General features: G+C 37.7%; 19 protein-coding genes. 9 read left to right on the top strand and 10 right to left on the bottom strand.

Translation table 11 applies throughout. The features are described from left to right. Positions 1-139: 139 nt before the first annotated feature. The 7 genes from DW904_RS05965 to DW904_RS05935 form a co-directional block, all read right to left on the bottom strand. Positions 140-1,126, bottom strand: coding sequence for a DUF5688 family protein (locus DW904_RS05965; protein ID WP_118578494.1), 987 nt, complete (start codon positions 1,124-1,126; stop codon positions 140-142). A gap of 473 nt (positions 1,127-1,599) precedes the next feature. Continuing rightward, positions 1,600-3,204, bottom strand: a complete 1,605-nt coding sequence (gene pckA, locus DW904_RS05960; protein ID WP_118578493.1) for a phosphoenolpyruvate carboxykinase (ATP) — start codon at positions 3,202-3,204, stop codon at positions 1,600-1,602. Between the two features lie 474 nt (positions 3,205-3,678). Further along, positions 3,679-4,155, bottom strand: coding sequence for a low molecular weight protein-tyrosine-phosphatase (locus tag DW904_RS05955; RefSeq protein WP_118578492.1), 477 nt, complete (start codon positions 4,153-4,155; stop codon positions 3,679-3,681). A 215-nt stretch (positions 4,156-4,370) separates the two neighbouring features. Beyond that, the gene (locus DW904_RS05950; protein WP_022214379.1) at positions 4,371-5,585 is read right to left on the bottom strand and encodes a site-specific integrase; all 1,215 of its coding nucleotides are present in this window, start codon (positions 5,583-5,585) and stop codon (positions 4,371-4,373) included. A 104-nt stretch (positions 5,586-5,689) separates the two neighbouring features. Next, on the bottom strand, positions 5,690-5,911 hold the full coding sequence (locus tag DW904_RS05945) for an excisionase (protein ID WP_021650362.1): 222 nt from the start codon (positions 5,909-5,911) through the stop codon (positions 5,690-5,692). 423 nt (positions 5,912-6,334) lie between these two features. Beyond that, positions 6,335-6,607: a helix-turn-helix domain-containing protein gene (locus tag DW904_RS05940; RefSeq protein ID WP_059085550.1), complete on the bottom strand. Its 273-nt coding sequence runs from the start codon at positions 6,605-6,607 to the stop codon at positions 6,335-6,337. Beyond that, entirely contained in the window at positions 6,594-7,031 is a 438-nt protein-coding gene (locus DW904_RS05935; protein ID WP_005426505.1) for a sigma factor-like helix-turn-helix DNA-binding protein, read from the bottom strand. The genes DW904_RS05940 and DW904_RS05935 overlap by 14 nt, the downstream gene beginning before the upstream one ends. A 504-nt stretch (positions 7,032-7,535) precedes the next feature. On the opposite strand from DW904_RS05935, the gene DW904_RS05930 reads away from it, so the two are divergent. Further along, entirely contained in the window at positions 7,536-7,895 is a 360-nt protein-coding gene (locus DW904_RS05930) for a helix-turn-helix transcriptional regulator (RefSeq protein ID WP_015524620.1), read from the top strand. A gap of 63 nt (positions 7,896-7,958) precedes the next feature. On the opposite strand, the gene DW904_RS05925 is transcribed toward DW904_RS05930, so the two are convergent. Next, positions 7,959-8,294 (bottom strand): hypothetical protein, encoded by a 336-nt coding sequence (locus tag DW904_RS05925; protein ID WP_059085549.1) that lies wholly within the window; start codon positions 8,292-8,294, stop codon positions 7,959-7,961. 171 nt (positions 8,295-8,465) lie between these two features. Here DW904_RS05925 and DW904_RS05920 point away from each other — a divergent pair, with 171 nt between their 5' ends. From DW904_RS05920 to DW904_RS05915, 3 genes are all read left to right on the top strand, one after another. Next, positions 8,466-8,729, top strand: a complete 264-nt coding sequence (locus DW904_RS05920; RefSeq protein ID WP_015541275.1) for a helix-turn-helix transcriptional regulator — start codon at positions 8,466-8,468, stop codon at positions 8,727-8,729. 94 nt (positions 8,730-8,823) lie between these two features. Then, on the top strand, positions 8,824-8,997 hold the full coding sequence (locus DW904_RS22770; RefSeq protein ID WP_005426514.1) for a hypothetical protein: 174 nt from the start codon (positions 8,824-8,826) through the stop codon (positions 8,995-8,997). Continuing rightward, positions 8,984-9,322: a type II toxin-antitoxin system RelE/ParE family toxin gene (locus tag DW904_RS05915; protein ID WP_019162149.1), complete on the top strand. Its 339-nt coding sequence runs from the start codon at positions 8,984-8,986 to the stop codon at positions 9,320-9,322. The genes DW904_RS22770 and DW904_RS05915 overlap by 14 nt, the downstream gene beginning before the upstream one ends. 47 nt (positions 9,323-9,369) lie before the next feature. Here DW904_RS05915 and DW904_RS05910 read toward each other — a convergent pair whose 3' ends face one another. Then, the gene (locus tag DW904_RS05910; RefSeq protein ID WP_019162150.1) at positions 9,370-9,729 is read right to left on the bottom strand and encodes an MmcQ/YjbR family DNA-binding protein; all 360 of its coding nucleotides are present in this window, start codon (positions 9,727-9,729) and stop codon (positions 9,370-9,372) included. 400 nt (positions 9,730-10,129) lie between these two features. On the opposite strand from DW904_RS05910, the gene mobC reads away from it, so the two are divergent. From mobC to DW904_RS05890, 5 genes are all read left to right on the top strand, one after another. Then, the gene (mobC, locus tag DW904_RS05905; protein WP_005426517.1) at positions 10,130-10,471 is read left to right on the top strand and encodes a plasmid mobilization relaxosome protein MobC; all 342 of its coding nucleotides are present in this window, start codon (positions 10,130-10,132) and stop codon (positions 10,469-10,471) included. Beyond that, positions 10,420-10,860 carry a relaxase/mobilization nuclease domain-containing protein gene (locus DW904_RS25045; protein WP_347562033.1) on the top strand — a complete coding sequence of 147 codons (441 nt, stop codon included), beginning with the start codon at positions 10,420-10,422 and terminating at the stop codon, positions 10,858-10,860. The genes mobC and DW904_RS25045 overlap by 52 nt, the downstream gene beginning before the upstream one ends. A 21-nt stretch (positions 10,861-10,881) precedes the next feature. Beyond that, entirely contained in the window at positions 10,882-11,301 is a 420-nt protein-coding gene (locus DW904_RS25040) for a hypothetical protein (protein WP_347562032.1), read from the top strand. A gap of 82 nt (positions 11,302-11,383) precedes the next feature. After that, entirely contained in the window at positions 11,384-12,625 is a 1,242-nt protein-coding gene (locus DW904_RS05895) for an IS256 family transposase (protein WP_092072812.1), read from the top strand. Between the two features lie 242 nt (positions 12,626-12,867). Then, positions 12,868-13,347: a hypothetical protein gene (locus DW904_RS05890; RefSeq protein ID WP_243110317.1), complete on the top strand. Its 480-nt coding sequence runs from the start codon at positions 12,868-12,870 to the stop codon at positions 13,345-13,347. 23 nt (positions 13,348-13,370) lie between these two features. Here the strand turns inward: DW904_RS05890 and DW904_RS05885 are convergent, their stop codons facing one another. Beyond that, entirely contained in the window at positions 13,371-13,757 is a 387-nt protein-coding gene (locus DW904_RS05885) for a response regulator transcription factor (protein ID WP_005426528.1), read from the bottom strand. Positions 13,758-13,769 lie beyond the last annotated feature (12 nt).

The following is a 13,769-nucleotide window of genomic DNA, read 5'->3' as shown; positions in this document are numbered from 1 at the left end:
TCATAATTTGGTTTTTAGAAACTGCAGCAGATTGGTTTACAATCTGACTGCAGTTCTTTTTTGCAATCAAAATTTCTGCCGAAAACACCCATTGTACAAAAAGTCCGAAAATGACGTAACTACACTTGTTTCTATCTGTTTATCCGTTCTCTTCACTGTCAGATTTCAACTTGTTTAAATCAATAAATACGGTGCCTTTATACATCAGAAAATCTCCGGTCTCTCTACAATATCTGTATATTTTGTCCGTGAGAAAATCTTCTTCCGGAGTTGCCTCCCGCAAAGTTTCTCTCAAAACATTTTCAAGATCCTCCGGATAGGAATGATCAGCGTTGTGGATCATCACCTCATGAATGCTCGTAAAAACCATATAGAAATCTGCATCCATCAGATCTGCAAGCCTTTTGGCCACGCCTGGCAAGAATATTGCAACGGCTCCGTTTGTCCTTCTGGCAGTGCTCAGACAGCTTCCGATGCTGTCCCTTGTCAGATAGAATTCATGGTTCAGATCCATGAAGCATTCTCCATCATAATCTGGATTGTAGACCAGTTTTTCCCAATAAAAAATTCTGGGCGGCGAAATAAAATACGTGTTTAGAAGAGCTGCGTCAAAAACTGTCTTTTCATCCTTTCCCCATTCTTTTATGTTATCCGTGCGTATTTTCATGCTGCTGATCCGGCCATCCAAATTTCCCACCTGCATGTATAGCACAAGTGCAATATCGCCCACTACACGGTATACTGCCTTCGACAGTTCTCGTTCATGGCGTTCTACATTAAGTGCCCGGATAAAAAGATCATTTTTCACCTTTTCGTAGTTATTCAGATTTTTGGTTTTCTCAAAAAATCCAGCTGTTTTTAATTTACGTATTTCACTTTCCACTGTTTTTGCAATCTGTTCCAGTGAAACACCATCCTCATAATCCTCAAAAAGCTCTTCCGTGTGAATTCCGCAGACTTCTTTTCCCACTGAAGACGCATTGCACTCTACAAACAGCCGGTCGCCGTTTGGTGTCATGCCATTTTCGTCCCGTTCTTCAAAGTAAATCTGTTTCTCATTAAGTCCAAGCCGTTCCATTAGAGATTGGCGCAGACTCTCCACAAATACCTCATACTCTCTGCTCATATATAATTCCTTTCTTGATAAAAACGGGCGAAATGCCCTAACGAATACTGACCTTGCTGTGCACTGCAAATGATCCGTATTTGAAATAAAAGATGGAAGCAGATATTTAGAAATAGATAAGGCTTCCATTTGAGTTGCTGTATGGATAGTATATAAGATATGAATGTGTTTGTAAAGGATTTTCTATCGACAATTTTCCCTTACAATAAAAGCTGTTATTACTGTTCACGACCTTCACAGCAGCACGCTTCGCGATGCACAGAAATCATGTTCACATGATTTCGCGCTGTAATTCTCGTATTTGCTTTAAACTTTGTTCACCAAAAAAACGCCTCGCGGGACGTTAACAGTGAATAGCAACAAGCTGTGGTGGTTGTTTTCTTCATTCATAGAAAACATTTTATAAATATTGCCAGTATAAACAACAAAGGGCCTGCCGTAAATACGGCAGACCCATAAATAATCTTAAATGATTATGCCTGAGGACCAGCTGCAACAAGTGCTTTACCAGCTGCATTTCCTTCATATTTCTTGAAGTTCTTAACGAAACGATCTGCAAGATCTTTTGCTTTAACTTCCCACTCAGAAGCATCAGCGTATGTGTCACGAGGATCAAGGATACCTGTGTCAACGCCTGTAAGCTCTGTAGGAACCTCAAAGTTAAAGAATGGAATCTTCTTAGTCGGTGCTGTTAAGATAGCGCCACTGAGGATTGCATCGATAATACCACGAGTATCTTTGATGGAGATACGTTTTCCGGTTCCATTCCATCCTGTATTAACCAGGTATGCTTTTGCTCCGCTCTTCTCCATTTTCTTAACCAGCTCTTCAGCGTATTTTGTCGGATGCAGTTCAAGGAATGCCTGTCCGAAGCAAGCTGAGAATGTAGGTGTAGGCTCTGTGATTCCACGCTCTGTACCAGCAAGTTTAGCTGTGAATCCAGACAGGAAGTAGTACTGAGTCTGCTCTGGTGTCAGGATAGATACTGGAGGAAGTACTCCGAATGCATCTGCGGAAAGGAAGATAACATTCTTAGCAGCCGGTGCGGAAGAAATCGGGCGAACGATTTTCTCAATGTGGTTGATTGGATAAGATACACGAGTGTTCTCTGTAACGCTCTTATCAGCGAAATCAATCTTTCCTTCTGCGTCAAGTGTAACGTTCTCAAGAAGAGCATTTCTCCTGATTGCATTGTAAATATCCGGCTCAGAATCCTTGTCAAGGTTGATAACCTTAGCATAGCAACCGCCCTCGAAGTTGAACACTCCGTTGTCGTCCCAGCCGTGCTCATCATCACCGATAAGGAGTCTCTTAGGATCTGTGGAAAGTGTAGTCTTACCTGTTCCTGAAAGGCCGAAGAAGATAGCGGTGTTCTCACCGTTCATATCTGTATTTGCAGAGCAGTGCATGGAAGCGATGCCCTTAAGTGGCAAATAGTAGTTCATCATGGAGAACATACCTTTCTTCATCTCTCCGCCATACCATGTATTGACAATAACCTGCTCGCGGCTTGTAATGTTGAACATTACAGCTGTCTCAGAGTTAAGACCTAATTCTTTGTAGTTCTCTACTTTAGCCTTGGAAGCGTTGTAAACAACGAAATCTGGCTCGAAGTCTTTCAGTTCTTCTTCTGTAGGCTGGATGAACATGTTTGTTACAAAGTGTGCCTGCCAAGCAACCTCAACGATAAAACGGATTGCCATACGAGTATCTTTGTTAGCACCGCAGAATGCATCAACTACGAAAAGTCTCTTGTCGGAGAGCTCTTTCTTAGCGATCTCTTTCACTGCTTCCCATGCTTCCTGTGATGCAGGATGGTTATCATTCTTATATTCGTCAGATGTCCACCATACGGTGTCTTTAGAATTCTCATCCATTACGATATATTTGTCTTTAGGAGAACGTCCGGTATAAATACCTGTCATAACGTTAACAGCGCCAAGCTCGCTGACCCGTCCTTTTTCAAAGCCCTCAAGACCTGGTTTGGTCTCCTCTTCAAATAACATTTCATAAGAGGGGTTGTAAACAATTTCTGTAGTTCCGGTAATACCATACTTTGTTAAATCGATTTTTGCCATCTTACACTTAACCTCTTTTCTCTAAAATGGAATTCATCTGCGAATGCAGATTTATAGCTTCAGTCCGCATCTCACCGTAATACATATCAAAGAATATTACCTGCGGTCACAGCTTCTATGGTACAAAACCAAAGGAATGGAACCGGATTGATTCCTCTTTTCCTTATCCTATATTATACATATCTGAGGGATAAAATCAACACAATTTTCCGTTTTTTTGTATTTTTGTTAAAGTTTTATCATATAGAAAACACGCCTCTGACATTTTATGAGACGTGTTTCTAATGATATTTTTATTGCATTAGATCGTCATTGCGAAATTCTTAGATTGAGGTTATTGTAGTCCTGTTGAATAAAATTGTCACTAGAATAGGGAATAGAAAATGTTCAAAATGCACATTTTTGCATTGTTTTTTTGTTTTTACTATTTTTATTTCATCATTACGTTTATCATATTGCGTATACTCTTCCAACCTATATCTTCTCATTTTTCTCCAGATACGCAAGAAATCCTTCGCAGCCTTCTACTACATCTCTGTAAGTAGATTCAAAATCCCCCGTATACCACGGATCAGCAATATCTCTGGGATTATCTGAATAATCCAGTAAGAGCTTCACTTTCCCTTCTGGATCCTTTCCTACAATTCGCAAGATATTCCGAATGTTTCTCTCTTCCATTCCCAGAATATAATCATATTTTCCATAATCTGCTTTGGTGATCTGTACCGCTCTTTTCCCCTCGCAGGAAATCCCATGCTTTGCCAATTCCCGCTTTGCCGGCGGATAAACCGGATTCCCGATTCCATTCCAGATTTCCTCCGTACTGGTGGCTGCAGACGCAATGTAAAATTTAGCCTTGATGCCTCGTTTCGTAACCATATCCTTCATAACGAATTCAGAAATTGGGCTGCGGCAGATATTGCCGTGGCAGACAAATAACACTCTTATCATTGCTTAAAACTCCTTGAAATGCTGTATTTACGCTGTTTACAGGTATTTTCCGATAATCTTCAATCCTGTCATTTTCCTGTATATCACAGCATAAATTCGTATATTTTCTTATCCAAATTTAGTAACTTCTTAGTAATAATCAGCCTGGAAAACAGGCTTTCTAAGAACCTTATAATCAGATTATTTTTAATTCTTTTTTCTATTATTTTATCATACTATGCCAGTTTTGCAATCCTATTCATCTCTTCTTTTGCATCAATTAATCCCAGATGCGTATATACATTTAACGTAACCCCTATATCAGAATGTCCCATTAAATATTGGAGTGCTTTCGGATTCATTCCAGCTTTCGCCATATTGGAACAATATGTATGCCTGCATACATGAGGCGTGATCTTTGGCATTTGTTTCTCATGAGTACGATTATACTTTCCTAACGCCCATTGAAAATGTTTTTCCCAATGGAGTGCTACCTCAGGCATATCTTTTTTATCCAGGAATAGAAATCGACTATATCCATCTATAATCGGCTCAACCCTTACTTTTTTACGGTTTTTCACAATCTGTTCAAAACATTCATAAACTTCATCTGTCATCGGTAACATTCGTGTTCCACTTGAAGTTTTGGTATCTTCAATGACGTACTGCATTCCTCTGGTTCTCTGAAGCTGATGATTCACATTGATTTTTCTCTCCTGAAGATCAATATCTTTCACTGTCAATCCACAAAACTCAGAAATACGCAGTCCAGTCTTAAACAAAATAAACATTCCATTATAGTATTTTGAGTAATGGTCATCATTTCGGATAAACTCCAGAAATAACTCTTCCTGTTCTTTTGTAATTGCCTGTCTTGTAACACTGTCATTTACGACAACTGTACATAATTGAAATTCAAAAGGATTCTTGCGCAGTAAATCATCTTCAACTGCCATCTGAAATGCAGGTCTTACAATTCCACGCACACTGTGAATGGAACTGTATCCTCTTCCATCTGCTTGCAGCTTAATAAACCATGCTTTTGCATCCGACAATTTTATTTTATCTATTCTTCTGGTTCCGAATTCTTCTTTTTTTATTATATTGATCACAAAATCATAGTTCGCCTGAGTGTTATGACGAACCCCCTTTTTTTGTCCAATGTATTTTTGAACCAAATCTAAAACTGTTAAATTTCCTCCGTAAGGTACTATACCATCATGTAAATCTCTTTGGATATTTTTTTCTTTTTCCCTTAGAGCTAAGCATGGTCTGCATCCAGTTGGCAGAGAATCTGTTGGCTCTAATTTCCAACTATACAAAAACTTCTGCTTTCCATAACAATCTGTATATACAAACGCATATCTTCCATCTTTTCTCTGACTTTCTCCGTTTCGTAAAATTCGACCTTTTTTATCCCGTCGTTTTTGGTCACGTTTTGTTTTACCCAAACGTCTTCGCCCCTTTCCACGAAGAAGCCCTAGCACGATATAGGTATTATATCATACCAGGGCTAGCATTTCCACTTTAAAGTGCTAAATTGTTCGTATATTTTTTACAAAGACGTAGTCTGATCCAGAAAGGCCTCAAATTTCTTACGGTTAATCAATGACTTACACCCCACCTGGACTGTAAAGCAACATTCTGAATTTAGATGTTCCGAAATAAGCATCCTTATTTTCTTTTCACCTATTCCAAAATATTGCACTGCTTCATCCACCGTAAGCATATATTTTTCCCAAATTGGAATCTTACCTTTTTCAATTTTAATCGCCACTCTTCTCTCCTCCTTTTCTCTTTGGACAAAACATTTTTATCTGCCCATGACAATTTACAATTTTATACACTGTCATCGGCAGATAAAATTACAATACAGGTGGCAGTTCAGTACTCTGCCCACATCGGTTTTGCACCGTCATTATATATGACCAGATTTTTTCTGGAAGTATCATTATCACAGATATGCTTCGTCGCCCTGTGCAGCTGCTGCACATTTTGTCAAATTCTTCTCGCTCCATACCTTTACTTCAATGTTATATTTCAGCATTTCCTCGTATTTACTCCATTAACAGAGCAGATATATCATGGCGGATTTACCTAGTGGCTCTACATATCTTCACGTCCTGTATGTAAAACAATATACAATTTTCAAGGTACAAAATTCCTGAAGGGGAAAAGGAATCTATATTAAATACTCCCTTTACTGATTACTTTTCCTTACATATGATTTCGTATCAAATCCCAAGGTCTTAGTAATCAGTTTTGCTTCCAGGCGTTGACGCAGAGTTTCATCTACACAGTAATGCACCTGTCCAAATTCGTCAAACATTTTTCTGGTAGCCAAAACTGTTATGTACCCTTCATAATGCTTCAACACTGCCTGGATTGCCTCAGTATCACCAGTTGATGCTGCCTCAATAACATGGAATGGCAGCAAATCAAATGTGCATTTCTGTTTTTTACTTTTTTTCATTTGCAGATTCCTCCATATTTTTTCTCATCAGTTCCAGTGATCGTCTACGATGCTCATTAATTGTGCTGCGTACAAGATTCATTTCTCTGGCAATGTCTGCATCACTCATATCCATAAAATATGATAATAACACAACATTCCTTTTCTTTTCAGTAAGTGTCTGCAGTGCTTCAGCAATCAATGCATCTTTGACTTCTATGTCGTAACCCAGAACCTGAAAACGATGTGTTTCCATTTCATGCTCATCCATTATAAAAAGTCTGCTCAACTCCTTTTCTGATAATTCTGACAACATCACTTCATACTTCTGGCGATATGCCATATGCTTTTCATAATTAATAACTTCACTTTTCAATGCCAGCTTGCACAGAGAATCAAACTGATGTCTGACTGTCTGCTCATCTTGAAAAGAGGATTGCTCCATAAGAGTTCACCTCCTTCCCCGCCGGTAGGCAATAAGCAAAGTTCTTGCTTCCCCTTCACACATATCCCAAACGGATGAGTGCATTTGTCGGGGTGTGGGAAGAAATTTTTAAAAAATTTCTTAATAAATACGAGAAAATTGTTTTTCCTGTATTTTGAGGTATATAAAAAACGTCCTAATGGGTAGTTTTTAGCCCATCGGACGCTATTTATATCAAAAGATAATATTTTGCCATCATTTCTTGTGGCGTATAATTCACTTTTTGAGGTAAAGAAATTTATTTGCTTTTTTGAACTATTTATCTATTTCATCCGTCACGTAATGACGGATGTGATACCAGACAATAAAATTCTTAATCTTTCCAATACCTCCGGATCTGTTTTACGGAAATTCAGAATTTTATATGTCTTTTAAAAAGTGAAATATCACCCTCTTTTTTAGTGAAATATTAGTTCATTTTCTTTCAAGAAAGGGAACTATACACTAAACATGGAGGTGTATCATATGCCAAAACAAACAGATAAAGAACTGGGATTGTTTTTTAAGAACGCCCGACACGAGCAAAAATTGACTTATGAAGAATTAGCTGAAAAAGCAGAAATGTCCAGCCGATATTTAAAGGAAATTGAAAATGGGGGCCGAGTTCCCAGTTTTCATAAAATCAGAAAACTGGTACGCGCTTTAAATGTTCCTCCTGAACCATTGTTTTATCCAAACAATCATACAGATAATCTTGATTATCAACGCCTGCTCATGTACCTGTCAAAATGCAACGATGAGCAAATTACCGCTATCCTTGCCATCGTAGAAGCATACCTGCGCACATACAAAATTCCTACAGACCACGATAAACAAGATCCCTGAAATTCATTTGAATTCTATCTGAATTATTCTGAAGAAGCGGTATGGTTTCCCATACCGCCACTCTTAACGTGCGTATTTTTCCATCATTCTCTTAACATTCGTGGATTTCTTTATTGCCCCTATATTAATAAGAAACTCAACTACATCCATCATTCCCTGGTAATAAGCCCGCTGCTCCTCTTCATAATGGAAATGTTCTAACTGATTCAGATATTTATTCCAGAAATTCTGCTCACGCTCTGGGATTTTTTCCAGATGTAGTGGCAGCTTCTTTTGTATTTGTTTCAAATTCTTCTCTGCTTCTTTCCATTCTTCCGGCTGTACTGTATATTCTCTTTCTCCGGAGTCACAGCGCAATTCCTCAAACAAATTCGATACTGCTTCATAAAATTCATTCATCTTCTTTCCACCTCTCACTAGAATTATTTCTCATTACAGGCAGCATTATCATTTTCTTATTTCAAAAATCAAATAAACTTTCCAAAAACTTCATCTTTAGAAGTATAGTAACAATATTTTTCCTTAAAATCAATAATAATACTTCATCTTTAGAAACTTTTGAGGATCAGAATGATTATTTATTGGGATAAAAAAACGAACAGTAAAAACAGAATAGGACAACGGGTAAAAGAATTACGAAAGGCTCATAATCTTACTCAGAAAACACTCGCTGCCAAATTACAACTTGCAGGATATGATTTTAATGATCTGGCAATCCTGCGAATTGAACAAGGCACACGTTTCGTTCCCGACTACGAAGTTGTCGCACTGGCCGAAGTATTTAATGTTTCCTGCGAATATCTTCTTGGTCTGACGGACGCTCCTGCAAAATAATTCAATTGTATTGCTGCCCATTCTATGCTAAACTATGGATAGATACTTCTGAACAACATACACTATTTATAAACCGTATGATTGGAGTGATTTCATGGAATTAACAAAAAAAGTCCCTACAACCGATAAAAACCAGGAAAACAATCATCTTCTCCGCATGTTAGACCGGGGAATTGATGATATGGAAGCTGGTCGTGAATTGCCACTGGAAGATGCTTTTCGCAAAATCACAGAATTAAGGGATGCACGAAGAAATGCAAGAATATAAAATTATTTTAACCTGGGAAGCAATTTACGATGTCACAGACATTGCAGATTATATTGAAGAAGAATTCGGCCAGCAACGTGCTGACCGTTTTCAATCTGATCTGAAAGAACAAATGCAGAATTTAGGCCAGTTCAGTACTGCCTTTCCCCGAACTCAAATTCTGTACAGAGGATATTCCATACATAAAAGATCTTTTCCGCCATCTATTATTTTTTATATTATAATGGAAGAAACAAAAGAGATTCATATTCTCCGAGTGTTGCGCCATGAACGAGATTGGGAAAATATCCTGTTGCAAAGATCAACTTATACATATCCAGAATGAATACCTGGGAGCCGATCAGAGATTTTTCTGAAAGGCTTCCTTTTTTATTACTTCCCACTGTCAATTAAATCATAACTCATATCCAGAAAATCCAGCGTCTTAGCTTCACTGACAGAATCATCCAAAAGAATCGTAATCCAGTGTTGCTTATTCATATGATACCCCGGTAAAAATCCATACGTTTGAATAATCATCCCAACCAGATCAGGATCACATTTTACATCCAGGATGTCAATGTTTCCATCTTCTTCTAATCCCAGTATTTTCTTTTCCACTACCATAATTATAGCATACCATTTTCCATTTTTATGTCGAAGCACCGCAGAATCAGGATCTTTTTTCCATAAATATTCCGGTTCAGTTCCATATTGCTCTTTTACATATTGAAAAATTTCTTCACGTTTCAAATTTATCCCTCACTTACGATTTCTTTCTCTGATTATACGCTATCAGGATTGTATTCTCAACCACTTCTCACAGTTCTATTTATGTTTTATAGCTTTTGCATAGCCTGCTTTGCAGGCTACACCCCAAAAGAAGCAAGCACTGCCAGTGTCATGACACCTGGCTCATTTTGTCAAATTCCCTTTCCGGTTCATTCTACCAAAATGTATCAGGGAGTATCCCTGGCCCTCTCATATTTTATAATTTCTTAATTTGACGCTTCCGCCTACTCCTGTTAAAATAAACTGTAGACACATCTATCCAAAACATCATACAGTCAAGTAATATAACTGTCATAACCGAACTGGTTAGACAGTTTTTTTGTACTCTTTTTTATAGAAAAAAACGAATTGGAGGATTTCAATGAGCAAACGTACCAGAATTCATCCCGTACAATTTTATTTGAATGATGACGAACAATACATTTTAGAAGAAAAATATCGTCTTTCCAGGATGAAAAGCAAATCTGCCTTTCTACGGAAAATGATCTTATATGGATTTGTATATGAAGTAGACTACTCTCATATCCGAAAAATGAATACCCTGTTGGGCAATATCAGCAGCAATTTGAATCAGATCACCCATCGTATAAACAGTACCAATACAGTTTACCCAAAGGACCTGGACGATATAAAGGAGTTAATGGAAAAAATATGGCAGTTACAAAAATCCATGGTATCAAAACAACCGTTAATAAAGCAATAGAATACATCTGCAATCCAGATAAAACTGACCAGAATCTATATATTTCTTCCTTTGCCTGCTCTCCCGAAACAGCCGTTCTTGACTTTAAATACACTTTGGATCATACACATGACTGCAGAGATCCGCACAATACAAATAAGGCATTTCATCTGATTCAGGCATTTTCCCCTGGTGAAGTTTCCTATGAAGAAGCCCATCAAATTGGCAAAGAACTTGCGGATCGCTTACTGGAGGGAAAATACTCCTATGTTCTGACAACACACACTGATAAAGGTCATGTACATAACCATTTAATTTTCTGTTCTGCAGATAACATCACTTTTTCTCATTACCATGACTGTAAAAAGAATTACTGGAAAATACGAAATCTCAGCGACACTTTATGCTAGGAACATAACCTGTCCACAATTATGCCAGATGGTAAAAAAGGAATGAAATACAATGAATGGGCTGCAAATAAATCTGAATCCAGTAAAAAAGCGCAGCTGCGAAAAGATATCAACCAGACAATCCGAATTGTTTCCACTTACTCAGAATTTCTTGCATTTATGGAAGCTAAAGGATATGAAATAAAAAACGCAGAATTTGGCGAAAACAGCAGAAAATACATTACCTTTCGTTCTCCCGATATGTCCCGTCCAGTGCGTGGAAGTGCTAAATCTTTAGGAAAAAATTTTACTAAAGAACGTATCAAAGAACGCATTGAAAATAAACGTCAGAAAGCTATTTTTCCTTCTGTTCATAACAAATTAATAGATACCAATGCTCCCAATATAGCAGGAAACATTGGGCTTCAGAAATGGGCAAATAAGGAAAATTTGAGACTGTAATTAATTCTGTGTAAACTCTAAAAGAGCTATATATCCTCTTGGATTGATGTTAAAATAAATATCAATTTAGGAGGATTTTTTTATGGCACGAAGAAGAAAAATGGATCCGGAACGCAAAGCGTTCATCAGTAGCTTGTTGGAACACTATCAACCAAAGGATGCCCAGGACGTCCAGGACATGCTGAAAGACCTGCTAGGCGAAACGCTGCAAGGTATGTTAGAAGCTGAAATGGATGATCACCTTGGATATTCCAAGTATGACTACAAGAACAAAGAGACAGACGATAGCCGTAATGGTTATAGTCCTAAAACAGTCACCTCTTCAATGGGGACGATCGATCTGGATATACCACGAGATCGAAAGGGAGATTTTGAACCGCAGATTGTGAAAAAGAATCAGACAGATATCTCAAACATTGAAGATCAGGTACTCTCTATGTATGCAAAAGGAATGACGACAAGGGATATCTCCGCTCATCTCAAAGATGTTTATGGTGTGGATGCATCAGCAGAAATGATATCACATATGACAGATCGAATCCTTCCTATCGCAAAAGAATGGCAAAATCGGCCGCTGGAAAGAAAATATGCCATTGTTTTTATGGATGCGGTACATTTCCATGTTCGAGAAGACAATCGAACGGTAAAAAAAGCTGTTTACGTTGCTATAGGTGTTAAACTGAATGGAAAACGTGAGGTTCTCGGCATGTGGGTAGGAGGAAATGAAAGTGCGAAATACTGGTTGTCCGTTCTCAACGAGATAAAAAACAGAGGTGTGGAAGATATCATGATCGTATCCGTAGATGGATTGACCGGATTCGGGGATGCCATCCATGCAGTATTCCCACAGGCGGAGATCCAGAGGTGTATTGTGCATCAGATTCGTTATTCTACAAAATTTATCTCTTACAAAGATTTAAAACCATTTATGGCGGATTTAAAGCTGGTTTACAAAGCTGATACAGAAGATCTTGCGCTCACAGCCTTGGAAGATCTGGAAGAAAAATGGGGCAAAAAATACCCTGCTTCCATTGGATCTTGGAGAAATAACTGGACACAATTATCCACTTATTTTAAATATCCATCTGAGATACGTAAATTAATATACACTACAAATTCTATCGAAAATTTTAACCGCCAGCTACGCAAGGTTACGAAATCCAAGACTATTTTTCCGACCGATGATGCACTTTTCAAGATGCTCTATCTGGCAATGATGGATGCTACAAAAAAATGGACCGGAAAGGCTTGGGACTGGGGTCTGACACTGGATCAGTTATGCATCTATTTTGGGGATCGGATCCAGCCAGAGGATATCGATTAAGCACAGATCCAATCGCATATCAAGGGTAAATAAACGCCCGATTTTCTCGGGCGCCCTTGACATGCAATAGAATCCATGCTACTAAATAAACAACAGGCTGAACAGCAAAGTATGCCATTCAGCCCATCACATTATATTTTTGTATTCTATAAACCTATGATTTTATCATCAATCTGAGATGTTTACACAGAATAATTTACACTACCGAAAATTTAAAAATTGTCTCTGCTGAATATAACAAGATGCTCACACATAATCTACATAATTTTTCAGAACTTGAAGACCGCATAGCCTTGTTACATATGCAGCAAAAAGAGGTAAATACCTCTGTTGTTTCTCTCGAGTCTCAGATACGTCATCTTCGAGAAATGCTAAAATATGCCAAACAATATCAGAAAAATAAAATTTACGATGACCATTATAAAAGTTCCAAAGATCCGGATCGTTATTTCCGTAAATATGAATCTCAAATTATTCTTTTCGCTGGTGCTGAACATATTTTACAGGAAAATGGTATAGACCTGAAACATCTTAATTCCAATAAGTTACAAGAGCAAATTGCAGATCTTATTTCCAGAAAGGAATCACTAAATACTCAATACGTTTCTTTTAAGCAAGAAATAAAAGAGTTGGAATTGATACATCAAAACCTGTCCAAATATCTCAAACAGAATGCTCCTAAAATACAAAGATTTTCTCATAACAAACTTCCTTCTTTGTAAAACCATAATAATAGGCAGCGATTTCACTCGCTGCCTAAATTTCCGTTAAACCGATATCCTACACCGCGCACCGTTTGTATATATACCGGATGTCCAGGATCATCTTCTATCTTTTCTCTAATGTTGCAGATATGTCGCATAACAACATTGTAATCACCCGAATAGGGTTCATTCCAGATTATATCATATATTTGTTCTTTACTAAACACTCTTCCAGGACTTCGCATTAATAAATGCAAAATTTCAAACTCTGTAAAAGACAAATCTATTTTTTTCTGCTTTCGGAATAATTCTCTTGTGGCTAATAAAATAACAATATCTCCATAATGTATTTTCAATGGATTTATATTTTTTTCATCACAATATATATTTCGTCCGGTTTTCAAAGCAGCAAGAACAGACTCTATCATTTCTTCTTCACT

The organism is Ruminococcus sp. AM42-11, assembly GCF_003480145.1.
GTDB classification, from domain to species: Bacteria; Bacillota; Clostridia; order Lachnospirales; family Lachnospiraceae; genus Blautia_A; species Blautia_A faecis.
Note: the sequence above shows the minus strand (reverse complement) of the source record. Positions and strands in the feature narration are given on the sequence as shown.